The following is a 26,266-nucleotide window of genomic DNA, read 5'->3' as shown; positions in this document are numbered from 1 at the left end:
CGCCCGCATGCCGACCAGCACGGTCGCGTCGTGGCGTGAGCTCGACGACGCCATCACGCGCGCCAGTCGCCCGAGCAGCCCGCGCCACGCGCACTCGACGCTCGTCTTCCGGGGCCTCGCCCGCACGAACTACTCGCACGTCTCGAGCCTGGCCCGGCTCGAAGGCGACTACGCAGCGCTCGAGCGCCACCTCGTGCGCAACTTCCGCAAGTACGCGCACCGCCACACGCCCGGGCCGACGATGTGGGACTGGCTGGCGCTCGGCCAGCACCACGGCCTGCCGACACGGCTGCTGGACTGGACGTTCTCCCCGCTCGTCGCGCTGCACTTCGCCACCGCGTCGTGGCCCGAGGACGACGCGCTGCTGCTCGCCGTCGACTGCGAGGGCGCCCACCAGCTGCTGCCCTCGGCGCTGCGGGCCGTCGTGGAGCGCGAGGGCGCGCTGCTGTTCACCACGGAGATGCTCGCCGACGAGGCGCCCGACCTCGACCGCTTCGACCGCCTGACCCAGCGCGAGCCCTTCGTGGCGTTCTTCGAGCCGCCGTCGCTGGACGAGCGGATCGTCAACCAGTCCGCGGTCCTGTCCGCGCTGTCGGACCCCAGCTGGCACATGGAGGAGTGGCTGGACCGCCACCGCGAGCTCTGGCACGCCTGGTGCATCCCGGCGGAGGTCAAGCTCGAGGTCCGCGAGCGCCTGGACCAGGCGAACGTCACCGAGCGCGTCCTGCTCCCCGGCCTCGACGGCCTCGCCGCGTGGCTGCGGCGCTACTACTCGCCCGGGGTGTCCGAGCGGGTGGACGCCGACGGCGGGTCGTCGATGGACGGCAGCGGGACGGCCAGCGGGCAGCAGGAGGGCTCGATGGCCGCCTCCCCGGCCGGCGGCTGACGGCCGGCCCTCCGTGGCGATGAGTCCGCGGCCCGCGTCCCGTCCTGACCTGCATGGCGACCTTCGCGATCGTGCACGGCGGCGGCGACGTCGGCGACAACTGGGAGCTCGTGGTCGGCGAGCTCGAGGCGCTCGGCCACCGTGCCGTGGCGCCGACGCTGCCCGGCGCCGACCCCGGGGTCACGTGGGAGCGCTACCGCGACGCCGTCGTCGACGCCCTCGGCGACCACGAGCGCCCGCTCGTCGTTCGTCAGCCACTCCTTCGGGGGCTTCGTCGCGCCGCTCGTGGCCGACCACCTCGCCGCCGACCTGCTCGTCCACGTCTCGGCGATGGTCCCCGTGCCGGGCGAGCGCTTCATGGCGTGGTGGTCGGCGACCGGGCACGAGGCCTCCGGCCACGCGCCCCTCGACGACGAGCTCGCGGCCTACATGCACGACGTCGACCCCGAGCTCGCGCGCCAGGCGCTGGCCCGGGCGCAGCCGGAGTTCCACGCGCCCGAGGAGCCGTGGCCGCTGGTCGCCCAGCCGGACGTCCCGACCCGGTTCGTCCTGTGCACCGAGGACCGCTTCTTCCCGGCGGCCTGGATGCGCGAGGTAGTGCGCCGGCGGCTGGGGGTCGAGCCCGACGAGCTGGAGGCCAGCCACTCGCCGTACCTCAGCCGCCCGGCGGAGCTCGCCGGGCGGCTGGACGGCTACGTCGCGCAGCCGGCCGCCGCTAGCGGCCGTGGAACGGGATCGGGCTGAAGCGCTTGACCCCGCCGTCGTCGAGGAAGGTCGTCGGCTCCGAGCCGTTGGTGACGATGCCCGACAGCGCGCTGGTCGACGTCCACGGGTCGGTGAGGGTCGTCAGTGTGTACGGCCCGCCGGAGCCCGCGAAGCGGCGCGTGGCGACGAGCCTCGTCCCCTGCGCGGTGGTGGTCGCGAAGCCGGCCCGGTAGCGCGTCAGCCAGAGGCTGCTCACGCCGGTCAGGCCCTTGCGCACGACCATCGGTCTGCCGCGGCCGCTGAGGCGCCGGATGACGACGCGCTGGTCGGCACCGGTGCCCTCGACCGTCGCGACGCGGCTGTAGGCCATGGCGACCTGCGACGGGACCGTCGACGTCAGCCGGCGCGTCCTGCCGGCGTTCGAGCGGACGTACAGGCCCTTGCCCTCGCCGGTGGAGCGCACGGTGACGACCTGGCCGTTGTTGATCGCGGCGAGCGTCTCGGTGGCGCGCGAGGAGACCTGGTCGTAGCGGCGGTCGGTCCCGCGCTCGAGGTCGAGCACGCGCACGTCACCGTCGCGCGGGTAGACGGCGACCACCCGCTTGGCGCTGCCGTACTGCGTGTTCGAGCCGACGCCGACCGGGACGGGCCGGGTGAAGGCGGGGATCGCCGGTTGGGAGACGGTGCCGTCCGGCGCGCGGACCGTGAGCCGGAACTGGCCCTCGGGCGTCGGGGCCGACCAGACGAGCCAGCCGCCCGCCCCGGCCAGCGCCTTGGCACCCGGGGCGTCGACCAGCGGCGTGTCGGCCGCGGCGGTGGGGGCCAGCGCCGCGGCGGCCGCGGCGGTGGTGAGGAGGAGCTTCGGGAGAGGGCGCATGCCCCCTCAACGACGCGCACGCGAGGACGTCACGCGCGACCCCTGGCGCGACGCCGTGCCGCACTTCAAGAACTTCTTCCGACAGGGCGTAAGGAACCTCGAGGAGCCCCGGTCTCTGGGTCAACAACGGCTGGTGACGAGTACCGGCCGCCCACCACCACACACCCAGAGGAGAACCTCAGATGACCACCAAGACCCGCCGCTTCCGCCCTTCTCCCGCCATGGTCGTCGCGACCGTCGCGCTCGTCTCGGGCATGTCCGGCACGTCGTACGCCGTCTCGCAGATCAGCAAGAACTCCGTCTCGTCGTCGAGCATCCGCGCCGGCGCCGTCAAGAACGCCGACCTCGGCGCCAACGCCGTCACGTCGGGCAAGGTCCGCAACGGCACGCTCCAGCGCGCCGACTTCGCGCCGGGCGTCCTGTCCAGCGGCTCCGCGGTCAGCGGCCAGTCCGGTGCCAACGGCGCCAACGGCGCTGACGGCAAGGTCGGCCCCGCCGGCCCGCAGGGCCCGAAGGGCGACAAGGGCGACAAGGGCGACAAGGGCGATCCGGGCGCGACGAACGTCGTCGTGCGCCGCTCGACCATCACCGTCGCGGCCAACAGCAAGGACTCCGCGTACGCGGGCTGCCTGGCCGACGAGACCGCCACGGGTGGTGGCGTCGGCTGGAACGGCGGCGCCGACAACGGCCAGTACATCCTCGACAGCGGCCCGGTGGACGTGGACGGCGGCCTGTTCTCGACGACCGTCAGCGGCGAGGCGATCAAGGCCTGGTACGGCACGGTCCGCAACGTCACGGGCTCGGCCGCGACCGCCTACGTCTGGGTGCTCTGCGCCTCGTAGCGCCGGCGACGACTCCCCTGCAGGACCCGAGAGCCGCCTCGCACGAGGCGGCTCTCGCGCGTCCGGCGGGCACCGCTGTGTGTCCGGCATCGGACATCGGCAGCGGGGACCGTAAGGAACCAGCGGCGGGGCCGTCTCTAGGGCATGGAAGACGCGAGCAGCATGTCCGGGGAGGCGACGCTGGCAGGGGCGCACGCGGCGCTGCCCGGACCCGAGCGCGAGGTGCTGGCCTACGCGTTCGTCTCGGGCCTCGGCCCCCAGGAGATCGGGGATCTCATGGGCCTCGAGGCTGGAGCGGTGGTCGAGCTCAGGGCGCTCGGCCTGCTCGCACTGGGCGACGCGCTGTGGGGCACACGCGTCCTCGCCCACGTCAAGGAGGACGCGGCATGCCGCCGCGCGCTGTGCTCGGGCTGGGGGGCCCGACCGGCGCGCGGCGGCTGCCTCCCCGCCCGTGAGGCGCTGGCCCGGGCCACCGCGGCCTACGCCCGCTGGGCGCTGCGCCGCCCCGCGCCGGGCCTGCGCGACGCCGTCCTGCACGCCGCGGCCGGGGAGCTGGCCCGCCGCCGTTCGCAGAACGAGGTGGACTTCGTGGCCGCGTCGGAGGATGCTCTGGTCGGGCGATGAGCGCGACGCTCCCACCCATCGCGGGGACGACCTCCGCGGTCCTGCGCCCCGGCGCCTCGGACCGCGACCTCGCCGCGCGCGCCGCCGCCGGCGATCCGCAGGCCTTCGAGGCCCTCTACGACCGCTACGCCTCGCGCGTCCTGACGCTCTGCGAGCGCATCCTCGGCTCGTCGCACGACGCCGCCGACGCCACGCAGGAGACGTTCATCCGCGTCCTCAAGCGGCTGCCGACGCTGGGCCTGAAGGAGGAGAGCCTCGCGCCCTACCTCTTCACGGCCGCGCGCCACGTCTGCTTCGACCTGCGCGGCAAGCACGCGACCACCGACGTCGTCGACGAGGTGCCCGACGCGCCGCGCGACGTCGTCGGCAACCGCGCGCCCCACGCGGCCGGGGAGGACCCTGAGCGGTCAGCGCTCATCGGCGACGACCAGGTCGACGTCCGCGCCGCGTGCCAGCGCCTGAACCCGCGCCACCGCGAGGTGCTCTTCCTGCGCGAGGTCGAGGAGCTCTCCTACGACGACATCGGGCGCGTCATGGACATGAACGCCAACGCCGTGGCGCAGCTGCTCAGCCGCGCCCGGCTGCGGCTGCGCGACGAGCTGCGCGGTGGTGCGCTCGCCGCCTTCTCCCCGGGCACGAAGAGCTGCGAGAGGGCGGCGACGCTGCTGTCCAAGCAGCTGGACGGCAAGGTCAAGGACCCGGCCGACCTCGCCTGGCTCGACCAGCACCTGGCCGACTGCGACCGCTGCCGGCTGGCCCGCGAGTCGCTGGCCGAGGCCGGACGCTCCTACCGGATGCTGGCGCCGCTGGTGCCGCTCGAGGTCCTGCGCCGCGAGACGATCGCCAAGGCCGCCGGCACGCTCGAGGAGCTGCGCGCCGCGGCCGACGGCGCCGCCGACGACCACCGCGAGGGCGGGGACGGCGGCGCGGGCGGCTCCGGGACCACGGCCACGGGCGCCGCGACCGGAGCGGCCGCCGGCATGGCCGCCCGGCCGAGCATCGCCGAGGCCGTCCGCCAGCACCGCGGCCGGCTCCTCGCCGCCGCCGTCACGCTCGCCGGCCTCGCCGTCCTGCTGACGCCGCGCACCGTCACCGTCTCCGACCCGCCGGCCCCCGCGCCGCAGGCGACGCCGGCCGCGCTGGCCGTCCCGGGCGCCGCGCTGCCCAGCACGCCGTCGTCGGGCGGCGAGGACCGCTCGTCGTCGCCGTCGGGCGCGCGCCGCGCGCCGCGCCGCGCCGGCGGCGGGGCCGTGCCCGTCCTGGGTCTCCCGCTCGACCAGGTCGTCGACGGCGCCGCGCCCGCGCTGCGCCGCGAGTCCACCACCGGCAGCGCGCCGCGGACGGCCACGACGCCGCGCCGGCGCGGCAGCCGGGTGCAGGGCCAGGCCGGCCCGGGCTCGGGCCAGGCGCCGTCGAGCACCTCGCGCCCGCAGCAGCCCGCGCCGACCGCCGACCCCGGTCCCAGCACCCCGCCGAGCGGGGACGGCCCGGCGTCCCAGCCCGACCCGCCGGCCTCGTCGACCCCCGACCCGCCGAAGGCCGACCCGACGCCGACCACGCCGCCCACGAGCACCACGCCGACCGACCCGCCCCGAGGGGACGGCGGCACCCGGCCGCCCAAGCCGCCCGTCGCCGACCCCGGTCCGAAGGACCCCGGGACCGACAACGGCCAGCAGCCCGGTGACGGCGACGTGATCGGCTAGGGCGCGGCGGCGCGGACCTCGAGCGTCACGGGCAGCCCGTGGAACGCGCCGAGGCGCTCGGCCTCGGCCGCCACCGCCGCGTGCTCGTCGTCGTCGAGCGGCGCGCGCAGGACGACCTCGACGGCCAGCGCCCGCTTGCCCGTCGTGCGCCGCCAGCTGCCGACGGTCTCGCCGTCGACGAGCACCGGCCGCATGGACAGCGCCTCGCCAGGCTCGCCCCGCCAGACGTAGCGCACGCCCTGGTGGGCGACGACGAGCTCGTCGAACGTGCCGAGCAGCAGCGCCCGCGGCGCGCCCCGGCGCCGGCGGGGCGGGGGGTCGGCGGCGCTCCACAGCCCGCCGTCCTGCTCGACCACCGCCTCGCCCGCGCGGCCGAGGCCGGCCTGCAGGTCGGCGAGCGTCAGGCTCGACCACCACCCGAGGTCCTTCGCGGTCGACGGGCCGTGGGAGCGCAGGAACCGGACGCACAGCTCGGCGACGTCGTCCTCGCGGTCGCGCTCGGGCGCCGGCGGCACGCCGCGCTCGTCGCACAGCGCGTAGGTGTGGCGGGTCCGCGCCCGCGGCCCGTTGCAGATCAGCGCCTCGAGCTCGGCGTGCATGAGCGCGCACCCGGCGACCCACGGGTCGTCGGCCATGCCGCCCTCGGCGAGCGCGGGCATGAGCTCCTGCTTCGTGCGTGCGCGGCCGCCTTCGAGCTCGGCGCGCAGCACGTCGTGCAGCCGCGCCAGCAGCGCGTCGTCGAGCCCGGCCTGGCGGTAGTACGGCGCGTTGGTGCGCTGCACGCGCGGTCCCGTGAGGCGCAGGAGCCAGCGCAGGTCCTCGGGGGCGACGACGTGCCAGGTCGGGCGCAGCACGTGCGTGCGCACCAGCTCCCCGCGGTCCAGCGCCGCGCCGACGCTCGCGTCCGTGGCGCCGCGCGTGCGCTGGGCGATCGACCACCGAACCTCCGCCGCCTCCTGGCCCTGGATCGCCAGCGCCCACCCGGCTGCCTCGGCGGGCGTGGCCGAGGCGATGCCGGTGAGGCGCTGGGCGACGAGCCGCCGTCGCACCAGCCCCAGGTCGCCGCGCGCCATCAGGCCGCGCGTCCCGCGGAGCTCAGGGCGTCGCGCACGCGACGGACCACGGGCGTCGGCCGTCCGGCGGGCCAGAGGACCAGCAGCGGCAGCGTGACCTCCGTGGCCAGCTCGACCGCGACCAGCCCGGGCACCGGGTCCCACGGCGCGGCGACGAGGGTCACGGCGCCCGCGGCGGCGAGCTCCGGGAAGCGGCGGTCGCCGGTCACCCGGGCCTCGACGGGCTCGACCCGCGCCCCGCCCGCGGCCAGCCGCGTGAGCAGCAGGTCGGTGTACGGCGTCCCCGGCGGGCTGAAGACCATGAGGCGCTCGCCGTCGAGCTCGGCGACGTCGAGCGGCCCGCGCCCGGCGAGGCGGTGGTCCTCGGGCACGACGAGCACCGTCGGCGTCGGGCGCAGCGCGGCGCTGTCGACGCCGTCGGTCAGGCCCGCCGCGCGCACGAGCACCAGGTCGACGGTCCCTGCCTGCAGCTGGGCGCGGACGTCGCGCGGGCGCACCTCGACCACCGCGACCGACAGGTCGGGCGCGCCGTCGCGCAGCACGGCGACGACCTCGGAGCGCTCGCCCGAGCCGATGGCGGGGGAGACGCCGACCGTCACCGTGCCGCTGAGGCCGCGCCCCGCCTCCCGCGCGCGCTCGAACGCCGTGTCGGCGGCCAGCAGGGCGTCGCGCCCGGCCTCCAGGAGCTCGGCGCCCGCGGCGGTCAGCCGGACCTCGCGCGTCGTGCGCTCGAGCAGCTCGACGCCGAGCTCGCGCTCGAGGTTGGCGACGGACTTCGACACCGCCTGCTGGCCGAGGTGCAGGCGCTCGGCCGCGCGGGTGAAGCTCAGCTCCTCCGCCACCGCGACGAAGGTGCGCAGCGCCCGCAGCTCAGGCACCGACGCCCGCCGGTTGTGACGTCACGCCCGACCGGCGTTTCCCTCCGCGCGCCACCGGCCACATCATCGCAGCCATGCCCCACAGCACCCAGGACATCGCCCACCGCACCCTCGGCACCGACGGCCTCGAGACCGCCGCGCTCGGCCTCGGCTGCATGGGGATGTCGGACCTCTACGGCCCCGCCGACGAGGGCGAGGCCGTCGCCACCATCCACGCCGCCATCGACGCGGGCATCACGCTCCTCGACACCGGCGACTTCTACGGCATGGGCCGCAACGAGCTGCTCATCGCCCGCGCGCTGCGCGAGCGCTCGCGCGACGACGTCGCGATCAGCGTGAAGTTCGGCGCCCAGCGCGATCCGGCGGGCCAGTGGCTGGGCTACGACGCCCGGCCGCAGGCGGTCAAGACCGCGCTGGCCTACACCCTCAACCGCCTCGGCACCGACCACATCGACGTCTACCGCCCGGCCCGCCTGGACCCGAACGTGCCGATCGAGGAGACGGTCGGCGCCATCGCCGAGCTCGTCGAGGCCGGCTACGTGCGCCACATCGGCCTCTCCGAGGTCGGCGCCGACACCATCCGCCGCGCCGCGGCCGTCCACCCGATCACCGACCTGCAGATCGAGTACTCCCTGATCTCCCGCGGGCTGGAGGCCGAGGTGCTGCCGACCTGCCGCGAGCTGGGCATCGGCGTGACGGCCTACGGCGTCCTCTCGCGGGGCCTGCTCAGCGGCCACTGGGACGCCGGCCGGGAGCTCGGGGCGACGGACTTCCGCGCCCACAGCCCGCGCTTCCAGGGGGAGAACCTCGACCGCAACCTCCAGCTCGCCGCGACCCTGCGCGAGCTCGCCGACGAGCACGACGCGACCGCGGCGCAGCTCGCGATCGCGTGGGTCCTGTCGCGCGGCGAGGACGTCGTCCCGCTCGTCGGTGCCCGCCGCCGCGACCGCCTCCACGAGGCGCTCGGGGCGCTGCAGGTGCAGCTGAGCGACGACGAGCTCGCCCGCATCGAGCAGGCGATCCCGGCCGACGCCGCCGCCGGCTCGCGCTACCCGGAGCCGCAGATGGGCTCGCTGGACAGCGAGCGCTAGCTCGGGCGCAGCACCGCGACGCGCAGGTCCTCCCGCACGCCGCGCGGCGCGACGGTCGCCCACATGGTGACCGGCGCGCCGGGGAGGACCGCGCCCGCGTCGGCGTAGACCGTCTCCGGCGGCGCGAGCTCCGCGAGCCGCGCGGCGAGGTTCACGGGCATCCCGTAGTAGTCGCCCGCGCGTCGCAGGACCGGGCCGTGGGCCATGCCCGCCGAGGCCGACATCGGCGTGCGCCGGCCCAGCTCGGCCACCGCGGCGCGGGTCGCGTCGACGAGCGCCTCGCGCTCGCGGCTCACGAGCAGGACGCCGTCGCCCAGGAACTTCGCGGCGAGCACGTCGTGGCGGACCGCGACCTCCTGGCCGGCGAGGTAGACCTCGTCGGCCAGGGCGCGGATCTGCCCGACGCTCGCGTCGCGCATGAAGCCCGTCGAGTCGCAGAGGTCGACGAAGGCCACCGAGGCGGGGGTGGCATCGTGGTCGGGCCCCTCGACCACGTCGGCCGGCAGCCGCAGCCGCCGCTGGACGAGCCGGCGGACCTGGAAGCGGTGGAAGGCGTCGAACACCGTCGTCGCGAGGGGCAGCAGCTCGTCGAGCAGCAGCTCGGTCTGTGCCTCGCGCTCCTCGGGCGGCAGGCGCTCGAGGCGATGGACGGCGAGGTCGGCCTCGGCGTTGGCGATGCGCCCCACCGCCCGGCCGTAGGCCTGCAGCAGCGCGCCGGCCACGTCGGGGTCGATCCCGGCCGCCTGGGCCTGGGCGAAGGCCTCGAGGACGAGCGTGACCTCGGGCGATCCCGGGTCGTCGACCAGCCCCATCCGGACGAGGAGCTCGGGGGTGAGGTCCTCGCGCACGCGCCGATGCTAGAGGCCGGGCGGGTGGCGGGCCACGAAGCCCGCGGTGCTGCGCATCGACGAGCTCCAGCGGGTCCCGCCGGCCGAGAGGGCGCTCGTGTCGTAGCGCCGGCCGTCGACGACCATGAACGCGTGGCCGGCGTTCGCGTACACCGTGATGCGCTTGCCGGGACCCGGCTCGCCCCAGCTCATGAACCCCGTCGAGTCCAGCGGCGCGGAGAGCAGGCCCCCGGCCGCGAGGGCGTAGGAGATCGAGCCCGAGCAGTCGTAGCCCCCGGACACGCCGCCGTGGCCGCCGCCCCACACGTACGGCGTCGAGGCGATCTCGGTGGCGGCGGCGACGACGCGCGCGACGGCGCTGCCGGGGTCCTTGACCCGCGGCGCGCCCGATCCCGGTCCGCCGGCGGCGGCCATGGGCGCCGCGGCACGGCGGGCGGCCAGCGCGGCGCGGCGCTCGAGGCTGCGGATGCGCGAGCGGACCGCGCGCAGGCGGGCGGCGCGCTGGTCGCGGCGGCGCAGCTGGGAGGCCTGGCGCTGCAGCAGGGCGTTGCGCACGACGTCGGCCCGGTCGCGGTCGCGGTTGGCGTCGGCGGCGAGGACGGTCAGGCGCTTGCGCAGGGCCTGCAGCTGGCGGGTCTGCTCGGCGACCGCGTCGCGCGAGTCGCGCGCGTTCTCGAAGACGCGGCCGTTGTGCTCGGAGACGCGCTTGTAGAACTCGATGCGCTCCAGGAGGTCGCCGAAGCCGTGGGCGTCGAGGACGACGGTCACCACGTTGGGCTTGGGCGTCGTGTACTGCGCGCGGAGGTTCTCGGCCAGGGCGTCCTTGGCGGCCGCGGCGCGGCGCTGGAGGCGGAAGAGGCGCGCGCGAGCGCGCACGAGGCGGTCCTCGTTGGCGCGCAGCTGGCCCTCGCGGCGCGCCACGCGGGCGTCGAGGACGGCGAGCCGGCGCTCGGCCTGCGCGAGGCCGGCGCGGGTGGTGGCGATCCGCTCGCTCTCCGCGGCGATCGCGGCGCGCAGCCGCTGGGCGGCAGCGCGCTCGGCGGCGACCTGCGCGTTGGCCGGCGGGGTGGACGACGGGTCCACGACGAGGACGCTCGCGACCAGCACGGCGACCAGGAGCGCCGGGAGCGACCTGCGGACCACCGCGGGCAAGCTAGTGCTCCGGGGCCGAACGACCTGCAAGGCCTCTTGCAGGGCACGAGGGCTAGCGTGCGCGGCCGATGGGCGCCTCCGCCGACCTGCTCGAGCGCTTCCCGCACCGCCTCGGCGGCCACTGCGGCTCGGGTGCGCTGCGCGCGCTGCTCGAGCACGAGGTCCTCGACCTCGGCGCCGGGCCGCTGTCGGAGGGCGCGGTCTTCGGCCTCGCCGGCGGGCTCGGGTTCCTCTTCGCCGAGCTCCCCGACGCGCGGCCGCCCGTCTACCTCGTGGGGCGCACGGGCAGGCTCGAGGAAGACCTCGCCACGAACCTCGGTGCGGGGCTCGACCTGCTCGAGACCGACGACCCGGCCCGCGGGTGGGCCGACCTGCGCGACGAGCTCGACGCGGGGCGGCCGGCGATGGTCTGGGCCGACATCGGCCACCTGGAGTACCTGCGCGTGCGGATGCACAACACGCGCCACGACGTCGTGGTCGTCGGCTACGACGAGGCCGCGGGCGTCGCGTTCGTCGCCGACAACGACCGGGACGAGCTCCAGCGCTGCTCGCTGGCCTCCCTCGCGCGCGCCCGCGCGTCGGACGCGTTCCCGGGCCCGAACCGCCACCGGGTCTTCCGCTACCGGTGGCCGGTGGCGCTGCCCGCGCCACGCGAGGCCGTGACCGCGGGCCTGCGCCGGGCGGTGGCGAACATGCGCGAGGCGGTGAGCTTCCTGCCCGGCGCCGAGCACGGCGCCGGGCTCCCGGGGGTCGCGACGTTCGCGGCCTCCTACCCGACGTGGGCGGGCTGGGACGACGAGCTCCTCGACCAGGCGCTGTCGGGCCTGCGGGTGTTCGTCGTGAAGGCCGGCACGGGCGGCGCGATGTTCCGCTCGCTGCACGCGGAGTTCCTCCACGACGCGGCGGCGCTGCTCGGCGACGCGGCGCTGGACCGGGCGGCGGAGGGCTACGACGCGCTGGCGGAGGCGTGGGTGGGTCTGGCGGGGTGCGCCCGCGAGCACGACCACGGCGCCGGGCTGCCGCTCGTCGACGAGGTCGCCCGCCGCGAGGCCGAGGGCGTCGCGGCGATGGAGCGATGGCTGGCTGGCTCGTCGTAGTCCTCGCCGTCCTCGGGGTCTACGTGCTCTTCGTCGCCGGGCTCGTCGTCGCCGGCCGCGCCGAGGCGGCGCGGGCGCTCGCGGGCTTCGTGCCCGACTGCGCGCGGCTCGTGGCCGGCCTGGCCCGCGACCCCGCCGTGCCGCGCGTGCGCCGGTGGTCGCTCGTCGCGCTGGCGCTCTACCTCGCGTCGCCGCTGGACCTCGTGCCCGACGTCATCCCGGTCGCCGGCCAGCTCGACGACGCCATCCTGCTCGCGGTGGCCCTGCGCGGCGTCGTGCGGTCCGCGGGCACGGCGGCGGTGCGCCGCCACTGGCACGGTCCCGAGGCGGGGCTGCGCGTCGTCCTCGCCCTGGCGCGGTCCCGTCAGGAGGCGCTGAGCCTCCGCCGCGACGCCTAGCGGCGCCGCGAGGCCGGCGTGCTGCGCCGCGCCGGCACGCGCGGGGCGGGACGCCAGCGCGGCGGGGCCATCACCGGGGCGGTGCCCGCCGGCATCAGCCGGCCCGCCGCGCGCGCCACGAGCAGCTCGAACAGCGCGAGCTGCGCGGGGTCGTCGACCAGCGTCTCGGCGTGCCACTGCACGCCGAGGTACAGCTTGCGACCAGGCGCCTCGAACGCCTCGATGACCCCGTCGGGCGCATAGGCCGTGACCTGCAGGCCCTTGCCGAGGACGGCGACGGCCTGGTGGTGGAAGGAGTTGACGCGCGCCTCGGTCGCCCCGAGCGTCCGCGCCAGCAGCGAGCCCTCGCGGACCTCGACCTCGTGCGTGGGCTGCACCCCCGGCTCGGCCTGGCGGTGGCCGTCGAGGTGCTGGTGCAGCGTGCCGCCCCGCGCGACGTTCATCGCCTGGGCGCCGCGACAGACGCCGAGCACCGGCACGCCGCGCGTGTCGGCCTCGCGCGCGAGCGCGTACTCGAAGCGGTCCAGCGACGGCTCGGTCTCGCCCAGTCGCGGGTGGGGCTTGGCGCCGTAGGCGGCGGGATGGAGGTCGGGCCCGCCGGACAGGCACAGGCCGTCGAGCTGGTCGAGCAGCGGTCCGACCGCGTCGAGCGCCATCGGCGGCAGGACGACGGGCAGGCCGCCGGCGCGCTCGATCGCGCGCATGTAGGTCATGCCGAGCGCCATCTCGCGCTTGCCCGGGTCGAAGTAGGCGCCCTGGTCGGCCTCGGCCGTCTCGCGCAGCTCCGAGGTGGTCACGCCGATCAGCGGGCGCATCGCGTCCTGTCCTTCCCCATGTCGATCATGCGCTCCACCCTCCTCATCGTCATCCAGGCGCCGGAGGTGGAGCCCCCCGCGCCCAGGGTCGCACGGATGCCGGCGCTTGCGCGCCGCCCGGCCGCGCCTCAAGCTGCCCGACCGCATGTCCTCGGACGTCCTGCACGCGCTGGGCAGCGGGCTCCTGGCGGGCTGGGCCGTCGCCGTGCCGCTCGGCGCGATGGGCGTCCTGCTGGTCGACCTCGCCGCCCGCCACGGCGTCCGTGCCGCGGCTCCTGCCGCGCTCGGCGTGGCGACGGCCGACCTCGCGTACGCCACGGTAGCGGCCGCCGCCGGTCTGGCGGTGAACGACGCGCTGGACCCGGTCCGCGACGAGGCGCGGTGGGTCAGCGCCGGCGTCCTGGCCGCCATGGCGCTCGTGCTCCTCGTCCTGGCGACGCGGCCCGCGCCCGAGCGCCACGACGGGCTCGCGCCGCGCCCGGCCACGACCTTCGCCCGCTTCCTCGGGCTCACCGCGGTCAACCCGACGACCGCCGCCACGTTCGCCGCGCTCATCGCCGGCCTGCCCGCCGTCAGCACCGCCGGCGCCGACGCCAAGGCCGTCTTCGTCGCCGCGGTCTTCCTCGCCTCGGCGAGCTGGCAGCTGCTGCTCGTCGCCGCCGGCGGCGTCCTGCACCACCGCCTGCCGGCGCAGACCCGGCCGCTCACCGCAGGGCTGGGCGCGATCCTCGTCCTGGCGCTCGCGGTGCGGACCGCGCTGGGCTAGTAGCCGGGGTTGGCGGGACAGCCCGAGAACGGGTCGCTCGGGTTCGACGGCTGCGCGGGGCAGCGGACGTAGCGCCGGCGCACGAACGGCGCGGTCGGCTCGTCCAGGGAGAGCCAGTAGGAGACGATGACCCGCCGCTGCGCGCCACCGGCCCGCCCGATCGCGGCGACCTGCCGCACGACGAGCGAGCCGACCGGCGTCGTCAGCAGGGACGTGACGCTCGCGGGCAGCTGCACCGCCGTCGAGATCGCGTAGCGGAACGACGCGCCGTCGCCGAGCTGCTCGTCGGTCGTGGTCCGGCAGAAGCTCTTGCCGTCGGGGATGAGACCGGCGACCGCCTTGCCCACCGTCGGCAGCGCGGCCAGCGCGCCCGCCGCCGGGGCCCCCGCGCCGGACGGCTGTGCGGGGATGCTCGAGGTGGAGCCGTAGTCGAGGTTCGCGCCCACGCAGCCCACGGTGCGCAGGGTGCCCCCGACGTAGCCCAGCAGCCCGTCGGCGCCGGGCGCGAGCAGCGTCTTGCTCATCCGGTAGCCGGCGATGTCGGCGCCCGCGTCGGCCGCCGCCTGCGCGCGGTCGACCTCCTTGGCCCGCCCGGCGCTCGTCAGGCCGCCGAGGGCGCTGGCCACGGCGAAGCCCGAGAGCAGCAGGACGATCGCCATGACCCAGATCGTCGAGCTCATCGCGAACCCGTCCTGGGCCCGCAGCCGGCGCGCGCTCACAGGACGTGGGCCCCCGGGTTCGTGATCACCGTGGACACCCAGATCGGGCGCTGCGGGCCGGTGTCGCGCGAGCCGACGACGCGGACCGCGACCGTCACGCGCACGGTGTTGCGCGCGTTGCCCGTCGTCAGCAGCGAGAGCAGGTCGCCCGTGCGGCCGAGCTGGCGGTCGACGAGCGTCGCGAGGTCCAGCGCGCCGCTGCGCGGCGTGGCGGACACCTGGTCGCCGCCCGCCGCCGTGAGCGAGAGCGAGACCGGGAGGCCGAGCGCCTGCGCGGCCGAGCTGACCGCGTCGGCCTGGCCCGAGATCGTGGACAGCAGCCCGCCGAGCAGGCCGCCGACGACGTTGCCCAGCGAGGTCGACAGCGACGTCACCTTCGCGCTGAGGCTCGAGGTCCCCGACAGCAGCCCCTCGAGCTGGGTGGTGAGCGGCCCGAGCGCGTCGTGGACCGTCGCGAGGTCGCGCAGGTCCGGCAGCGCGCCGTCGTCGGGCAGCTGGCAGAGGTCGAGGACCTTGCCGCCCAGGGCCCCGTCGCCCGACAGCCGCGTCTGCAGCTCGGCGAGCTTCGCGGCGAAGCTCGCCAGCGACGCGCGCAGCGTCGCGAGCGAGGCGCGCAGCGGCGCGGTGCCGCCCTGCACGGCGGTCAGCGACGCCTGGAGCGCGGCCTGCGTCTTCTGGCCGACCAGCGCGCCGAGGAGGTTCATGACCAGGCCGGTGAGCTTGGCCTGCGCGCCCTGCGTGTCGGTGACGACCTTGCCCAGCAGCCCGCCGGTCCCGTCGGCTCCGACGAGCTCGCCCAGCGCCCCGCCCGAGGTGGACAGGAGCGCGGCGATCGCGTCGCGCATCGGGCCGATCCGGGCCAGCAGCGCGCTGAGGTCGAGCACGGGGCAGGACTCGGTGCGGAACGAGGCGACCCGCCAGACGTCGACCGTGCGCGCCCCCTCGTCGGTCTTGACGGTCACGCGCTCGTAGGAGGGCGGCGCGGACGCGTCGGTCGAGGCGGGCACCAGCGGCTCGTCGTGCGCCGGCTCCTGGTCGGTCGCGGGCATCGCGTAGGTCCCGGCGCCCAGGCGGCCTGGGCCCTCGACGCCCCCGGGCGTCGCCACCTGGCGGATCGCGCCCGCGGCGAGCTTGGCGTAGGGCAGCGCGCGGAGCTCCTCGATGGCCTCCGTCGCGACGTTCGAGGCGACCTGGACGTTCTGGGCGGTCGACGCGGTCTGGTGTCCGCGGGTGAAGACCTCCATCGCGGGCAGCACGCCGACGGCCAGGACGACCATCGCGGCGAGGACCTCCAGGAGGGTGAAGCCCGCCTGGTCGCGGCGCAGGCGGCGCAGGACTACGGCCACGGGCACTCCTTGGCGGCGGTGAGCTGGGCGGCCTGGCAGGTGCGCGGCGTGGCGCCCGAGGCGAGGTCGACGGTCGCGGTGCGGCCGGTCACGGGCTCGGCGAGCCGGACACGCACGCTGGGCAGCGCTGCCGCGCCCGCACCGGGCGGCAGGACGAGGAAGGCGCCGCCGGCCGGCATCCGGAACGAGCCGAGGTGGGTGGCCTTCGCGCTCGTCGTGACGTCCTGGCGGGTGCACGCCTTCGTGCCCGGTCGGGCCCCCGGCTTCGTGCAGTCCCACACGATCGTGTGGGGCGACATCGAGCCGTCCGCGTTGCGCGTGACGACCTTGAGCTGGAGCTGGTTGGACGCCGTGCCGCCCGCCCCCGGCCACGGCAGCACCGCGTAGGTCTGGCGGACGTCGTCCTGCACGCGGTCGACGACGAGGTCGACGTCGCCGACCGCGGTGACCCGCCCGTCCACGGCTGCGGCCTGGCCCGGCGCCAGGTCCACGAGGAGGAGGACCGCGAAGAGCACGGCCAGGCCCACGACCATCGAGACCATGGTCTCGACGAGGGTGAAGCCGTCCTGGCGGGCGACGAGGGGCATCCACGAGCCGTCTCGGCGACCCGACGCCCCTCCTCAACTTGGGGGACCCCCACCCGGACGAACGTCCAGCGCCCCTCACGATCTTGGGGAGGCTGCCTAGCGGAAGAAGCGCTCGAAGAGCGGGAGCGAGACGGCGCGGGGCGCGAAGCGGGAGACCGGCACCGCGGCACGGATGACCGCGCCGGGCACCACGACGCGCTTGCCGCGCCGGGCGCCGTCGAGCGCGGCGGCGACGACCTCGTCGCTGTCCTTCCACGCGAAGCCCGGCGCCATCTCGACGGGGTGGTCGGTCTTGTCGAAGAGCTCGGTGCGCACCGGCCCCGGGCACAGCGCGGTGATCGTCACGGCGTGCTTGCGCACCTCCGCGTGCACCGCCTCCGAGAGCGACAGCAGGTGGGCCTTGGCCGCGCCGTAGCCCGCGGAGTTGGGCAGCGGCTGCATGCCCGCCGTCGAGGCGACGTTGATGACACAGCCCGCGCCGCGCGCCACCATCGCCGGCAGGAAGCGGCCCATGAGGTCCACGGGCGCCTCGCACAGCAGGCGCACCTGCTGGAGCTCCTGGTCGAGGTCGGACTCGTGGAACGGCCCGCCGGTGGCGAAGCCGGCGTTGTTGACCAGGACGTCGGCGCGCAGCCCCAGCGCGTCGAGCCGGCCGGGCAGGCCGGCGCGCGCCGGCGGGTCGGTGAGGTCGCACTCGAGCACCTCGGCGCGCACGCCGTGGGCCTCGCGCACCTCGGCGGCGAGCTGCTCGAGGCGCTCGGCCCGGCGGGCGACGAGCGCGACGCCGTGGCCCGCCGCGCCGAGCTGGCGGGCGAACTCGGCACCGAGGCCCGACGACGCGCCGGTGACCAGGGCGACGGCGGACGGGTCCGGAGCGGGGAGGCTCATCGGCCGCTTGGGTGTCCGGGCGCCCGCACGGCGAAACCGCCGCGGGCGCGCCGGATCATGCTCTCGGCACAGTCCGCGAGCCTTCGGGTGTGCGCTGGCCCGTTGACGCGGCCCCGCAGCCGTGTGGCACAGTGGACACCATGTCAAGCGCGGACTACGTGATCGTCGGTGCCGGCTCCGCCGGCTGCGTCCTGGCCAACCGCCTCAGCGCCGACCCGGGCAACCGCGTCGTCCTCCTGGAGGCCGGCGGCAAGGACTCCCACCCGAACATCAAGATCCCGGCCGCGTTCGCCAACCAGTTCGAGACGAAGCTCGACTGGAACTTCGCGACCGAGCCCGAGCCGCACGTCGACGGGCGCTCGCTCTACATCCCGCGGGGCAAGAGCCTGGGCGGCTGCAGCTCGATGAACGCGATGCTCTACGTCCGCGGCCGGCCGCTGGACTACGCGCTCTGGGAGGCCGAGGGCGCCGAGGGATGGGGCTGGGACGACGTCCTGCCGTACTTCCTGCGCTCCGAGGGCAACGTGCGCGGCGCCAGCGAGTTCCACGGCGCCCACGGCGAGCTCTTCGTCTCCGAGCAGCGCTCGCCGCGTCAGATCAACCGGCGCTTCATCGAGTCGAGCGTCGCCGCCGGCATCCCGCAGGTCCCCGACTACAACGGGCCCGAGCAGGACGGCGTCTCGATGTTCCAGGTCACCCAGCGCAACGGCCGGCGGTGGTCGACGGCCGACGCGTTCCTCAAGCCCGTCATGCACCGCGACAACCTCCAGGTGATCACCAACGCGACCGTCCTCGGCGTCGAGCTCTCCGGGGACCGCGCGACCGGCGTGCGCTACCGCGACAAGCGCGGGCGCGAGCAGGTCGTCCACGCCACCGCGGAGGTCATCCTCTCGGCGGGCGCCATCGGCTCGCCGCAGATCCTCATGCTGTCGGGCATCGGGCCGGCCGACCACCTCGGCGAGGTCGGCATCCAGGTCCGCCACGAGCTCGACGGCGTCGGCCAGAACCTGCAGGACCACCCGTTCCTGACCTGCCTCTTCGAGGTGTCCGACGAGCAGACGCTCTACGGCGCCGACAAGCCGAAGAACCTCGCGGAGTGGGCGCTGCGCCGCACCGGCCCGCTCTCGTCCACGGTGGCCGAGGTCTGCGCGTTCGTGCGCACCCGCCCGGGCCTCCCGGCCGCGGACATCCAGTACCACATGGGCGCCGCGTACTTCGAGGACCACGGCCGCGAGACGTTCGACGGCCACGCCGTCGTCATCGCGCCGGTGCTCGTCAGCCCGAAGGCGCGCGGGCGCGTCTGGCTGCGCTCGAGCGACCCGACGGCCAAGCCGCGGATCCTCACGAACTCGCTGTCGGAGCCGGAGGACCTGGCGTCGATGGTCGCGGGCGTCGAGCTGGCGCGCGAGATCGCGTCGCAGAGCCCGCTCAAGGACGTCGTCGTGCGCGAGATCAAGCCGGGCCCGGACGCGACGACGCGCGAGGACCTCGAGGCCGACATCCGCCGCCGCCTCATGCTCATCTACCACCCGGTGGGCACCTGCAAGATGGGCTCGGGCGACGAGGCCGTGGTCGACGCGCAGCTGCGCGTCAAGGGCGTCGACGGCCTGCGCGTCGCCGACGCCTCGGTCATGCCGGTCATCACCGGCGGCAACACGAACGCGCCGACGATCATGATCGCCGAGAAGGCCGCCGACCTCGTGCTCGGCAAGGAGGCCCCGGGGCGTGTGGCCGCGGCCATGGCCGGGGCCCCTTCGTGAAGGTCGCGATCGTCGGGGCCGGCTTCAGCGGGATCGGGACCGCCATCGCCCTCGAGGAGGAGGGCGTCCACGAGTACGTCGTGCTCGAGCGCTCGGACGGCATCGGCGGCGTCTGGCACCACAACACCTACCCGGGTGCCGCGTGCGACGTCCCGTCCTACCTCTACTCGTACTCCTACGAGCAGCGGCGAGACTGGACCCAGCCGTGCTCCCCGCAGGAGGAGATCCTGCGCTACATCGACGACACCGCGCGCAAGCACCGCGTCCTGGACAAGGTGCGCTTCGGCTGCGAGGTCGTCGACGCGCGGTGGGACGACACGCAGCTGCGCTGGACGCTCACCGTCGAGGGGGGTGAGCGCGTGGAGGCCGACGCGCTGGTCGTCGCCTGCGGGCAGCTGAGCCGGCCGCGGTGGCCGTCGATCCCCGGTCGCGACACCTTCGAGGGCCACGAGTTCCACTCGGCCGAGTGGGACCACGACCACGACCTGCGCGGCAAGCGCGTCGCGGTGGTCGGCACGGGGGCCAGCGCGGTGCAGTTCGTGCCGCCGGTCGCCGAGGAGGCCGCGCACCTCGACGTCTACCAGCGCACGGCGCCGTACATGCTGCCGCGGCGCAACCCGCGCTACCCGAAGCTCGTGCGGTCGCTCATCGCGAACGTGCCCGGCCTGCAGTCCGCGCGCCGCCTGGGCATGGAGGCGTTCATGGAGCTCTGCATCCTCGCGCTGACCAAGGCGCCGCCGCTGCGCCGGATGCTGTGGGCGTGGTCGGCCGCGTTCATGCGCCTCCAGGTCCGCGACCCGGAGCTGCGCCGCAAGACGTGGCCGGACTACCCCATCGGCTGCAAGCGGATCCTGTTCTCGTCGTACTACCTGCCGGCGCTCGGGCGGCCGGACGTCGAACTCGTGACCGACCGCATCGCGCGGATCACGCCGCGCGGCGTGCTGACCGAGGACGGCGTCGAGCGGGAGGTCGACACGATCATCTGGGGCACGGGCTTCGACGCCGACGCGTTCGTCCTGCCGATGCACGTCCACGGCGTCGAGGGCCGCGAGCTCCAGGAGGTCTGGGACGCGGGCGGCGGGCCGCACGCGCATCTGGGCCTGACGGTCGCGGGCTTCCCGAACATGTTCCTCATGTACGGGCCCAACACGAACCTCGGCGTCGGGTCGATCATCGTGATGATCGAGGCGCAGGTCCGGTACGTCATGAGCGCCCTGCGGCGGCTGCGGGCGACCGGCGCGACGGCGCTCGACCTGCGCCCGGAGGTCCTGCGGACGTCGGACGTCGAGGTCCAGGACCGTCTCAAGGACACCGTCTGGACCCAGTGCAGGAGCTGGTACCGCCAGGACGGGACGGGTCGCATCGTCAACAACTGGCCGGGCTTCATGGCCGAGTACGTCAAGGCGACGCGCGAGCTCGACCCGGTGCAGTACCAGGAGCTCCGTCTTCATAGCGAAGCTCTGAAGAAGGACCTGGTCCGCGCACCGTAGGGCACAAGATGCGAGCGTTGGTGCGAGGCAAGCTCTGAGGCATGTCTCGCACCGAGCGCTACGCGAACCTCGCCGGCGTCGTCGTGCCCTTCGTGGGCGTCGTGGCGGCGATCGCCCTGCTGTGGAACTCGTGGGTCGACGCGACCGACCTGGCGATCATGGCCGTGATGTACCTCGCCACGGCGCTGGGCGTGACGATCGGCTTCCACCGCCTGCTCACCCACCGCTCGTTCTCCACGGCGCCGTGGCTCGAGCGCACCTTCGCGGTCCTGGGCTCGCTGTCGGTGCAGGGCTCGGTCATGGACTGGGTCGCCGACCACCGCAAGCACCACGCGCACACCGACGTGGAGGGCGACCCGCACTCGCCGCACGTCGGCCACGGCAGCGGCCTCAAGGGGCTCTGGCACGCGCACACCGGCTGGCTGCTGGAGACCCAGGGCCAGGCCGACTGGAAGCGCTACGCCCGCGACCTCTACGACGATCCGGCGATGCGCCGCATCGGCCGCGCGTTCCCGAAGCTCGTCCTCGTCTCGCTGCTCATCCCGACGCTGCTGGGCTTCGCACTGCACGGCTGGACGCTCGAGGGCGCCGTGCGCGGCTACGTCTGGGGCGGGCTCGTGCGCATCTTCCTCGTGCACCACGTGACGTGGTCGGTCAACTCGATCTGCCACTTCTTCGGCGGCCGGCGCTTCGACATCGAGGACCGGTCGACCAACGTCGGCTGGCTGGCGATCCCGTCGCTGGGCGAGTCCTGGCACCACAACCACCACGCCTTCCCGCGCTCGGCCCACCACGGCATGCGCTGGTACGAGGTCGACGTCTCGGCGGCGATCATCACCGCGATGGAGAAGGTCGGGCTCGCGAAGGACGTCGTGCGGATCTCGCCGGAGCGCCAGGCGGCGAAGGCCATCGGGCGCGACGAGCGGGTCGTGGCGGGCCCGACCGCGCCCGCGCCCTCCGAGCGCGAGCGCGAGCTGGTCTAGCCGGCGTCGCCGCGTTCGGGCGGCGCGCGCGTCCCTCAGGGCGCGCGCGTCGCTCAGGGCGCGCCCGTCATCCGTTGGCGGATGTTCCGCCTGGGGAGCGGAGAATCCGCCACTCGATGACGGGGTGGCGCGTTGGGTCTAGCCGACCAGCGACGCGCACACCCAGTTGTGCGCGCCGGCACCGCCGGCCCACAGGCGGGCGGCGAGGCGGTCCTGCTCGGCCTTGGGGGCCTGGTAGGCGTGCGGCGTGGAGCCGCCCAGGCCGCGCCAGGTCTCCGGCATGAACTGGTAGTAGCCCGAGGCGCCGGCGAAGTTCGGCGGCAGGTTCTGGCCGCCGGACTCGCACTCGACGATCGGCCACGGGATCGCCCAGGGGCCCCCGGGCCCGGTGGCGCGCGCGGCGCGGGCGCGGGCGGCGAGGAGGCGGTCGAGCGTGCGCTGGGCGCGGCGGCGGTCGCCGCGGGTCGCGCGCAGGGCCGCGAGGCGGGCGGCGCGCGCCTCGCGCAGCGCGGCCTGGCGGGCGGCCAGCGCGGTGCGCATCCGGGCGAGGGCGTCGCGCTGGGCCTGCACGGCCTGCTCGGCGGCGCGGCGGCGGACGACGAGGCGCCGCAGCGCCGTGGTCCGCTGCTTGGCGTCGTCGCGGGCGCCGCGGACGTCGCGGACGATCGAGGCGTTCGCGTCGCGCACGCGGTCCAGGAACTCGAAGCGCTCGAGGAGGTCGCGGAAGCCGTGGGCGTGCAGCACGACGCCGACGACGTCGGGGCGCACCGTCGTGTAGCGGCCGCGCAGGACCTCGGCGAGGCGCCCGCGCGCCTGCCCGAGGCGCTTGCGGGTGCGGGCGAGGCGGTCGCGCTGCTCGTCGAAGGCGGTCTCGGTGCGCGCGAGGCGGGCGCGGGAGCGGGCGAGCTCGGCCTCGACGTCGGCGAGCCGGCGCTGCAGCACGGCGACGTCCTTGGCGACGGCGCGCTCGAGGCGGCCCAGCCGCGCGGCGGCGCCGGCCAGCGCACCCTCGCGGTCCTTGCTGCGCTCGATGCGGTTGCGCAGCGACCCCTCGTCCTGACCGGCGGCGAGCCGGGGGGTCAGGGCGGCGGCAGCCAGCGCGCCGAGCAGCAGCACGGCGAGCAGGACGAGGCGAGGCGAGCGGACGGCAGGCGGCATGCGGCGCAGCGCGGGACGCACCCGCGCAGGGGCGCGCACGGTAGGCGCGCGACCGCCCGGCGCCCGCAACGCGCGTTGCAGGCGCGGGCGCTGCAGCGCCGCTGTCGCGCCGAGCCGGCGGCGCCGTAGGCTGCGCCGCCATGAGCACGGACCTGCGCGACAAGGTCGCGATCGTCACCGGCGGCGCGAGCGGGCTGGGCCGCGCGACCGCGCTCGCGCTGGCCGAGGCGGGCGCGGTGGTCGTCGTCGCCGACGTCGACGAGACGGGCGGCCGGGCGGTCGCCGAGGAGGTCGGCGGGCACTTCGTCGCCACCGACGTCGCCGACTTCGACGCCAACCACGCGATGGTCGACTTCGCGGTCGAGCGCGCGGGCGGGGTGGACCTCGCGTACCTCAACGCGGGCGTGTCGAGCGGCGTGGGCGTGGTCGACGGCTTCGACCTCGAGCGCTATCGCAAGGTCATGGGCATCAACCTCGACGGCGTGGTGTTCGGGACGCACGCCGTCGTCCCGGCGCTGCGGGAGCGCGGCGGCGGGGCGATCGTCGCGACCGCGTCGCTGGCCGGCCTCACCGGCCTGCCGATGGACCCGGTCTACACCGCCAACAAGCACGCGGTCGTCGGCCTCGCCCGCTCGCTGGGCCCGGCGCTCGAGGGCGAGGGCATCCGCTTCAACGCCGTCTGCCCGGGCTTCGCCGAGTCCCAGATCATCGCCGGCATGCGCGAGGACCTCATCGAGGCGGGCTTCCCGATCATCCCCGCGCAGGACGTCGCCGCCGCGGTCCTGACGCTCTTCACCGGCGACATGTCCGGCGAGTGCTGGTTCGTCCAGGCCGGCCGCGAGCCCGCGCCCTTCGGCTTCCGCGGCATCCCGGGACCCCGCGTCTGACGCACGGTGCCTGGCACCGTTCACCCTCAGGCGCTGCGGGCGGCGTCCCGGACGGCGTCGGCGGCGGCCCACGCCGCGGCGGCTCCGAGGGCGAACGGGTCGACCTCGACGGTGCCGGTGCTGAGGCAGAAGGCGACGTCGCCGTCGTAGGACGTCGCGACGGGATCGACGGCGCGGGCGACGCCGGCGGAGGCGGCGCGGGCGACGAGCCACGCGCCGGTGCGGTCCACGCGCGCGTCGGTGCAGACCACGACGAGGACGGTGTTCTCCCGCGTGGGCGGGGGCGGCGCCGCGGCGGCCGCCCGCAGGAGGTCGGCGGTGCGCACGAGCTCGCCGTCGCGCCGGCCGGCCGCGAGCAGGGAGCCGTCGGCGTCGAGGACGTCGCCCACCGGGTTGGCGACCGCGAGCGCGGTGACCAGCGCTCCGCCGATCCGCTCGGTGGCCGCGCCGAAGCCGGTCCACGCCCAGCTGCCGGGGTCGGCGAGCTTGCCCGCGGCGGTCGACGCGCCGGCGCCGACGCGACCCCGCGCGGGCACCGCCGGCCCGGCGGCGTCGCACGCCGTCCGGCCCTCCGCGGCTCCGGGCCGGCGGCCCGGCTCCAGCGCGCTGCGGTCGAAGACGACGGCGCCCGCCACGAGCGGCACCCGCACGCCCGCGCGCGTCAGGTGGCCGTGGCCGCGCTCCTCGAGCCACGCGACGACGCCGTCGCCCGTGGCCAGCCCGAACGCGCTGCCGCCCGACAGGACGACGCCGTGGACGTCGCGCGGCATGCTCGACGGCGCCAGCACGTCGGTCTCCCGGGTCCCCGGCCCGCCGCCGCGCACCTCGACGCCGCCCGTGGCGCCGTCGGGGACGAGCACGACCGAGCAGCCGGTGAGGCCGTCCTCGGCGGTCCAGTGGCCGGCGAGGACGCCGGCGGGCAGCTCGAGGTCGGCCACGGACCGCACGCTACGGCATGCTGCGCCTGTGCCCGACGACCAGGTCCTCGCCCGCGTGCGCCGCGTGCCCGAGGGGTTCGTGGCGACCTACGGCGACCTCGCGCCCGGCGCTCCGCGCCACGCCGGCCGCGTCCTGCACGACACGGCCGAGGCCGTGCCGTGGTGGCGGATCGTCCGCGCCGACGGCTCGCTGCCCAAGGGCGAGCGCCAGGCCGCGCGGCTGCGCGAGGAGGGCGTGCCGTTTCGCGGCGCGCGGGTGGACGTGCGCCGGGCGCGGATCGCGCCCGAGGCGCTCGGGTAGGGCCCGCCCGTGACGGCCCCGCTGACCTTCGAGCCGCTGTTCATGGAGCGCGTCTGGGGCGGTCGCCGCCTGCAGGAGCTCTTCGGCAAAGCGCTGCCCGACGGGGCGACGATCGGCGAGAGCTGGGAGCTCGTGGACCGTCCGGAGGCCCAGTCCGTCGTCGCCACCGGGCCGTTGACCGGGACGACGCTCGGCGAGCTGTGGCGCGGGCCGGACCGCGAGCGCCTGTTCGGCACCCGCGCCCGGGACGCGGGGGAGCGCTTCCCCCTCCTGGTCAAGCTCCTGGACTGCGTCGAGACGCTGTCGGTGCAGGTCCACCCGCCCGCCGACGTCGCCTGCCGCCTCGGAGGCGAGCCGAAGACCGAGATGTGGGTCGTGCTGGCCACCGAGGGCGACGCGCACCTCCTCGTCGGCCTGCGCGAGGGCGTCACCCGCGAGGCCTTCGAGCAGGCGCTGCGCGACGGCGACGACGTCTCGGCGCTGCTGCACCGCGTCGGGACCGCGCCCGGCATGGCGATGCTCCTGCCCTCCGGCCGGGTCCACGCGATCGGCGCCGGCAACGTCATCGCCGAGGTCCAGCAGAACTCCGACACGACCTACCGCGTCTTCGACTTCGACCGGCCCGGCCTCGACGGCGCCCCGCGCGAGCTGCACGTCGACGAGTCCCTGGCCTCCATCGACTTCGACGACGCCGAGCCGTCCCCGGTCCGGCCCGACGGCGAGGCGCTCGTGCACCACGCGCTGTTCGAGGTCGACCGCCTGGTGCTCGACGGCCCGCGCAGGGCCGCGCCGGCGGGGGAGTGCGCCGTGGTCTGCGGGCTCGACGCGCCCGTGCGCACGGGCGCAGACGAGCACCTTCCCGGGACGTTCGTCCTCGTGCCCGCCGACGCCGAGGACCCCGACGTGGCGCCCGCCGGCGAGCGAGCGACGGTGCTGCGCATCCTCCTCGGCCCGTGACCCGACGCGCACAGGATGTGCGCTGCTGTTCAACATGCTGTGATCCGCCGGCGTCCGGGCGCCGTAGAACAGGCATGGCGACCTTCGAGCAGCACCGCACCTCCACCGTCCAGCGCCGGCGCGAGCTCTTCGCCCAGGTCTGCAGCGTCCTGGACGACCGCCTCGACGAGAGCGAGCTGAGCGTCGAGGAGGTCGGCCGTGAGGTCTTCGCGAGCCGGCGGCAGGTGCAGCGGGTCATGGAGGACCACGGCACGACGTTCCGCGACGAGCTCACGGGTCGCCGCATGGAGCGCGCCGCCGACCTCCTGCGCGACACCCCGATGACCGTCCGCGCGATCGCCCACCGCGTCGGGTACCGCCAGCCTGCGCAGTTCGCCAAGGCCTTCCGCCGCCACCACGGCGCCGGGCCGAGCGCGTTCCGCGACGCGCAGCGCACCACCGCCTGGGCCGTCGCCGCCTAGGGCGACGCCCGGGGCCCGGTGCTGGGCCTCTCGCAC

Annotated in this window: 28 protein-coding genes; 16 read left to right on the top strand and 12 right to left on the bottom strand. The window is 75.9% G+C overall.

Annotated elements, in window-relative coordinates; all coding sequences use genetic code 11:
• Window positions 1-7: 7 nt before the first annotated feature.
• Entirely contained in the window at window positions 8-886 is an 879-nt protein-coding gene (locus tag JUB12_RS11630) for an FRG domain-containing protein (RefSeq protein ID WP_205695570.1), read from the top strand.
• Between the two features lie 285 nt (window positions 887-1,171).
• Window positions 1,172-1,630, top strand: a complete 459-nt coding sequence (locus JUB12_RS11625; RefSeq protein ID WP_241004244.1) for an alpha/beta fold hydrolase — start codon at window positions 1,172-1,174, stop codon at window positions 1,628-1,630.
• Here the strand turns inward: JUB12_RS11625 and JUB12_RS11620 are convergent.
• On the bottom strand, window positions 1,602-2,468 hold the full coding sequence (locus JUB12_RS11620) for a hypothetical protein (RefSeq protein ID WP_205695568.1): 867 nt from the start codon (window positions 2,466-2,468) through the stop codon (window positions 1,602-1,604). The two genes, JUB12_RS11625 and JUB12_RS11620, sit on opposite strands and share 29 nt — an antisense overlap.
• Before the next feature lie 182 nt (window positions 2,469-2,650).
• Between JUB12_RS11620 and JUB12_RS11615 the strand changes: the two genes are divergently transcribed.
• From JUB12_RS11615 to JUB12_RS11605, 3 genes are all read left to right on the top strand, one after another.
• The gene (locus tag JUB12_RS11615; RefSeq protein WP_205695567.1) at window positions 2,651-3,310 is read left to right on the top strand and encodes a hypothetical protein; all 660 of its coding nucleotides are present in this window, start codon (window positions 2,651-2,653) and stop codon (window positions 3,308-3,310) included.
• A gap of 144 nt (window positions 3,311-3,454) precedes the next feature.
• A complete protein-coding gene (locus tag JUB12_RS11610; RefSeq protein WP_205695566.1) occupies window positions 3,455-3,934 on the top strand; it encodes a hypothetical protein in 480 nt (159 codons plus the stop codon).
• A complete protein-coding gene (locus JUB12_RS11605; protein ID WP_205695565.1) occupies window positions 3,931-5,637 on the top strand; it encodes a sigma-70 family RNA polymerase sigma factor in 1,707 nt (568 codons plus the stop codon). The genes JUB12_RS11610 and JUB12_RS11605 overlap by 4 nt, the downstream gene beginning before the upstream one ends.
• Here the strand turns inward: JUB12_RS11605 and JUB12_RS11600 are convergent.
• Both JUB12_RS11600 and JUB12_RS11595 read right to left on the bottom strand, forming a co-directional pair.
• Window positions 5,634-6,710 (bottom strand): winged helix DNA-binding domain-containing protein, encoded by a 1,077-nt coding sequence (locus JUB12_RS11600; protein ID WP_205695564.1) that lies wholly within the window; start codon window positions 6,708-6,710, stop codon window positions 5,634-5,636. The genes JUB12_RS11605 and JUB12_RS11600 overlap by 4 nt on opposite strands.
• Window positions 6,710-7,588, bottom strand: coding sequence for a LysR family transcriptional regulator (locus tag JUB12_RS11595; RefSeq protein ID WP_205695563.1), 879 nt, complete (start codon window positions 7,586-7,588; stop codon window positions 6,710-6,712). The genes JUB12_RS11600 and JUB12_RS11595 overlap by 1 nt, the downstream gene beginning before the upstream one ends.
• A 95-nt stretch (window positions 7,589-7,683) precedes the next feature.
• Between JUB12_RS11595 and JUB12_RS11590 the strand changes: the two genes are divergently transcribed.
• Window positions 7,684-8,679 carry an aldo/keto reductase gene (locus JUB12_RS11590; RefSeq protein WP_371822332.1) on the top strand — a complete coding sequence of 332 codons (996 nt, stop codon included), beginning with the start codon at window positions 7,684-7,686 and terminating at the stop codon, window positions 8,677-8,679.
• Here JUB12_RS11590 and JUB12_RS11585 read toward each other — a convergent pair.
• Window positions 8,676-9,527, bottom strand: coding sequence for an adenylate/guanylate cyclase domain-containing protein (locus JUB12_RS11585; RefSeq protein ID WP_205695561.1), 852 nt, complete (start codon window positions 9,525-9,527; stop codon window positions 8,676-8,678). The genes JUB12_RS11590 and JUB12_RS11585 overlap by 4 nt on opposite strands.
• Before the next feature lie 9 nt (window positions 9,528-9,536).
• A complete protein-coding gene (locus tag JUB12_RS11580) occupies window positions 9,537-10,670 on the bottom strand; it encodes a hypothetical protein (RefSeq protein ID WP_205695560.1) in 1,134 nt (377 codons plus the stop codon).
• Window positions 10,671-10,747: 77 nt separating this feature from the next.
• Here JUB12_RS11580 and JUB12_RS11575 point away from each other — a divergent pair, with 77 nt between their 5' ends.
• Together JUB12_RS11575 and JUB12_RS11570 are read left to right on the top strand one after the other, a co-directional pair.
• Complete coding sequence (locus JUB12_RS11575) at window positions 10,748-11,776, top strand: BtrH N-terminal domain-containing protein (RefSeq protein WP_205695559.1); 1,029 nt, start codon at window positions 10,748-10,750, stop codon at window positions 11,774-11,776.
• The gene (locus JUB12_RS11570) at window positions 11,755-12,174 is read left to right on the top strand and encodes a YkvA family protein (protein WP_205695558.1); all 420 of its coding nucleotides are present in this window, start codon (window positions 11,755-11,757) and stop codon (window positions 12,172-12,174) included. The genes JUB12_RS11575 and JUB12_RS11570 overlap by 22 nt, the downstream gene beginning before the upstream one ends.
• Here the strand turns inward: JUB12_RS11570 and JUB12_RS11565 are convergent.
• Complete coding sequence (locus JUB12_RS11565; RefSeq protein WP_205695557.1) at window positions 12,171-12,989, bottom strand: gamma-glutamyl-gamma-aminobutyrate hydrolase family protein; 819 nt, start codon at window positions 12,987-12,989, stop codon at window positions 12,171-12,173. The two genes, JUB12_RS11570 and JUB12_RS11565, sit on opposite strands and share 4 nt — an antisense overlap.
• A gap of 106 nt (window positions 12,990-13,095) precedes the next feature.
• On the opposite strand from JUB12_RS11565, the gene JUB12_RS11560 reads away from it, so the two are divergent.
• Complete coding sequence (locus JUB12_RS11560; RefSeq protein ID WP_205695556.1) at window positions 13,096-13,755, top strand: LysE family translocator; 660 nt, start codon at window positions 13,096-13,098, stop codon at window positions 13,753-13,755.
• Here the strand turns inward: JUB12_RS11560 and JUB12_RS11555 are convergent.
• The 4 genes from JUB12_RS11555 to JUB12_RS11540 form a co-directional block, all read right to left on the bottom strand.
• Entirely contained in the window at window positions 13,752-14,435 is a 684-nt protein-coding gene (locus tag JUB12_RS11555; protein WP_205695555.1) for a hypothetical protein, read from the bottom strand. The genes JUB12_RS11560 and JUB12_RS11555 overlap by 4 nt on opposite strands.
• A gap of 35 nt (window positions 14,436-14,470) precedes the next feature.
• Window positions 14,471-15,820 (bottom strand): prepilin-type N-terminal cleavage/methylation domain-containing protein, encoded by a 1,350-nt coding sequence (locus JUB12_RS11550; RefSeq protein ID WP_205695554.1) that lies wholly within the window; start codon window positions 15,818-15,820, stop codon window positions 14,471-14,473.
• Complete coding sequence (locus JUB12_RS11545; RefSeq protein ID WP_205695553.1) at window positions 15,811-16,407, bottom strand: prepilin-type N-terminal cleavage/methylation domain-containing protein; 597 nt, start codon at window positions 16,405-16,407, stop codon at window positions 15,811-15,813. Before JUB12_RS11545 ends, JUB12_RS11550 begins: the two co-directional genes overlap by 10 nt.
• A gap of 96 nt (window positions 16,408-16,503) precedes the next feature.
• On the bottom strand, window positions 16,504-17,295 hold the full coding sequence (locus tag JUB12_RS11540) for an SDR family oxidoreductase (protein ID WP_205695552.1): 792 nt from the start codon (window positions 17,293-17,295) through the stop codon (window positions 16,504-16,506).
• A 140-nt stretch (window positions 17,296-17,435) separates the two neighbouring features.
• Here JUB12_RS11540 and JUB12_RS11535 point away from each other — a divergent pair, with 140 nt between their 5' ends.
• The 3 genes from JUB12_RS11535 to JUB12_RS11525 are packed head-to-tail and all read left to right on the top strand — an operon-like array spanning window position 17,436 to window position 21,528.
• Window positions 17,436-19,055 carry a GMC family oxidoreductase gene (locus JUB12_RS11535; RefSeq protein ID WP_205695551.1) on the top strand — a complete coding sequence of 540 codons (1,620 nt, stop codon included), beginning with the start codon at window positions 17,436-17,438 and terminating at the stop codon, window positions 19,053-19,055.
• Window positions 19,052-20,545: an NAD(P)/FAD-dependent oxidoreductase gene (locus tag JUB12_RS11530; RefSeq protein ID WP_205695550.1), complete on the top strand. Its 1,494-nt coding sequence runs from the start codon at window positions 19,052-19,054 to the stop codon at window positions 20,543-20,545. Before JUB12_RS11535 ends, JUB12_RS11530 begins: the two co-directional genes overlap by 4 nt.
• A 41-nt stretch (window positions 20,546-20,586) precedes the next feature.
• Window positions 20,587-21,528 (top strand): fatty acid desaturase, encoded by a 942-nt coding sequence (locus JUB12_RS11525; protein ID WP_205695549.1) that lies wholly within the window; start codon window positions 20,587-20,589, stop codon window positions 21,526-21,528.
• 138 nt (window positions 21,529-21,666) lie between these two features.
• On the opposite strand, the gene JUB12_RS11520 is transcribed toward JUB12_RS11525, so the two are convergent.
• A complete protein-coding gene (locus tag JUB12_RS11520; RefSeq protein WP_205695548.1) occupies window positions 21,667-22,686 on the bottom strand; it encodes a transglycosylase family protein in 1,020 nt (339 codons plus the stop codon).
• Window positions 22,687-22,826: 140 nt separating this feature from the next.
• Here JUB12_RS11520 and JUB12_RS11515 point away from each other — a divergent pair, with 140 nt between their 5' ends.
• Window positions 22,827-23,573, top strand: coding sequence for an SDR family NAD(P)-dependent oxidoreductase (locus JUB12_RS11515; protein ID WP_205695547.1), 747 nt, complete (start codon window positions 22,827-22,829; stop codon window positions 23,571-23,573).
• A gap of 26 nt (window positions 23,574-23,599) precedes the next feature.
• Here JUB12_RS11515 and JUB12_RS11510 read toward each other — a convergent pair whose 3' ends face one another.
• Window positions 23,600-24,511, bottom strand: coding sequence for a P1 family peptidase (locus JUB12_RS11510; protein WP_205695546.1), 912 nt, complete (start codon window positions 24,509-24,511; stop codon window positions 23,600-23,602).
• Between the two features lie 28 nt (window positions 24,512-24,539).
• On the opposite strand from JUB12_RS11510, the gene JUB12_RS11505 reads away from it, so the two are divergent.
• The 3 genes from JUB12_RS11505 to JUB12_RS11495 all read left to right on the top strand — a co-directional run bounded on the left by JUB12_RS11505 (window position 24,540) and on the right by JUB12_RS11495 (window position 26,230).
• Window positions 24,540-24,812, top strand: coding sequence for an MGMT family protein (locus tag JUB12_RS11505; protein ID WP_205695545.1), 273 nt, complete (start codon window positions 24,540-24,542; stop codon window positions 24,810-24,812).
• Between the two features lie 9 nt (window positions 24,813-24,821).
• Window positions 24,822-25,769, top strand: coding sequence for a type I phosphomannose isomerase catalytic subunit (locus JUB12_RS11500; RefSeq protein WP_205695544.1), 948 nt, complete (start codon window positions 24,822-24,824; stop codon window positions 25,767-25,769).
• A gap of 74 nt (window positions 25,770-25,843) precedes the next feature.
• Window positions 25,844-26,230 (top strand): helix-turn-helix transcriptional regulator, encoded by a 387-nt coding sequence (locus JUB12_RS11495; protein WP_205695543.1) that lies wholly within the window; start codon window positions 25,844-25,846, stop codon window positions 26,228-26,230.
• Window positions 26,231-26,266 lie beyond the last annotated feature (36 nt).

It is taken from the genome of Conexibacter sp. SYSU D00693 (genome assembly GCF_017084525.1).
Taxonomy (GTDB): Bacteria; Actinomycetota; Thermoleophilia; order Solirubrobacterales; family Solirubrobacteraceae; genus Baekduia.
The sequence above is the reverse complement of the archived record's forward strand: the minus strand, read 5'-3'. Positions and strand labels throughout refer to the sequence as shown.

What these genes read in the sequence shown, in the direction of transcription:
- JUB12_RS11615 (WP_205695567.1), top strand. Translation starts at nt 2,651, where the DNA reads ATGACCACCAAGACCCGCCGCTTCCGCCCTTCTCCCGCCATGGTCGTC.
- JUB12_RS11545 (WP_205695553.1), bottom strand. Translation starts at nt 16,407, where the DNA reads ATGCCCCTCGTCGCCCGCCAGGACGGCTTCACCCTCGTCGAGACCATG.
- JUB12_RS11570 (WP_205695558.1), top strand. Translation starts at nt 11,755, where the DNA reads ATGGCTGGCTGGCTCGTCGTAGTCCTCGCCGTCCTCGGGGTCTACGTG.
- JUB12_RS11540 (WP_205695552.1), bottom strand. Translation starts at nt 17,295, where the DNA reads ATGAGCCTCCCCGCTCCGGACCCGTCCGCCGTCGCCCTGGTCACCGGC.
- JUB12_RS11565 (WP_205695557.1), bottom strand. Translation starts at nt 12,989, where the DNA reads ATGCGCCCGCTGATCGGCGTGACCACCTCGGAGCTGCGCGAGACGGCC.
- JUB12_RS11575 (WP_205695559.1), top strand. Translation starts at nt 10,748, where the DNA reads ATGGGCGCCTCCGCCGACCTGCTCGAGCGCTTCCCGCACCGCCTCGGC.
- JUB12_RS11600 (WP_205695564.1), bottom strand. Translation starts at nt 6,710, where the DNA reads ATGGCGCGCGGCGACCTGGGGCTGGTGCGACGGCGGCTCGTCGCCCAG.
- JUB12_RS11495 (WP_205695543.1), top strand. Translation starts at nt 25,844, where the DNA reads ATGGCGACCTTCGAGCAGCACCGCACCTCCACCGTCCAGCGCCGGCGC.
- JUB12_RS11520 (WP_205695548.1), bottom strand. Translation starts at nt 22,686, where the DNA reads ATGCCGCCTGCCGTCCGCTCGCCTCGCCTCGTCCTGCTCGCCGTGCTG.
- JUB12_RS11630 (WP_205695570.1), top strand. Translation starts at nt 8, where the DNA reads ATGCCGACCAGCACGGTCGCGTCGTGGCGTGAGCTCGACGACGCCATC.
- JUB12_RS11605 (WP_205695565.1), top strand. Translation starts at nt 3,931, where the DNA reads ATGAGCGCGACGCTCCCACCCATCGCGGGGACGACCTCCGCGGTCCTG.
- JUB12_RS11515 (WP_205695547.1), top strand. Translation starts at nt 22,827, where the DNA reads ATGAGCACGGACCTGCGCGACAAGGTCGCGATCGTCACCGGCGGCGCG.
- JUB12_RS11525 (WP_205695549.1), top strand. Translation starts at nt 20,587, where the DNA reads ATGTCTCGCACCGAGCGCTACGCGAACCTCGCCGGCGTCGTCGTGCCC.
- JUB12_RS11535 (WP_205695551.1), top strand. Translation starts at nt 17,436, where the DNA reads ATGTCAAGCGCGGACTACGTGATCGTCGGTGCCGGCTCCGCCGGCTGC.
- JUB12_RS11610 (WP_205695566.1), top strand. Translation starts at nt 3,455, where the DNA reads ATGGAAGACGCGAGCAGCATGTCCGGGGAGGCGACGCTGGCAGGGGCG.
- JUB12_RS11555 (WP_205695555.1), bottom strand. Translation starts at nt 14,435, where the DNA reads ATGAGCTCGACGATCTGGGTCATGGCGATCGTCCTGCTGCTCTCGGGC.
- JUB12_RS11620 (WP_205695568.1), bottom strand. Translation starts at nt 2,468, where the DNA reads ATGCGCCCTCTCCCGAAGCTCCTCCTCACCACCGCCGCGGCCGCCGCG.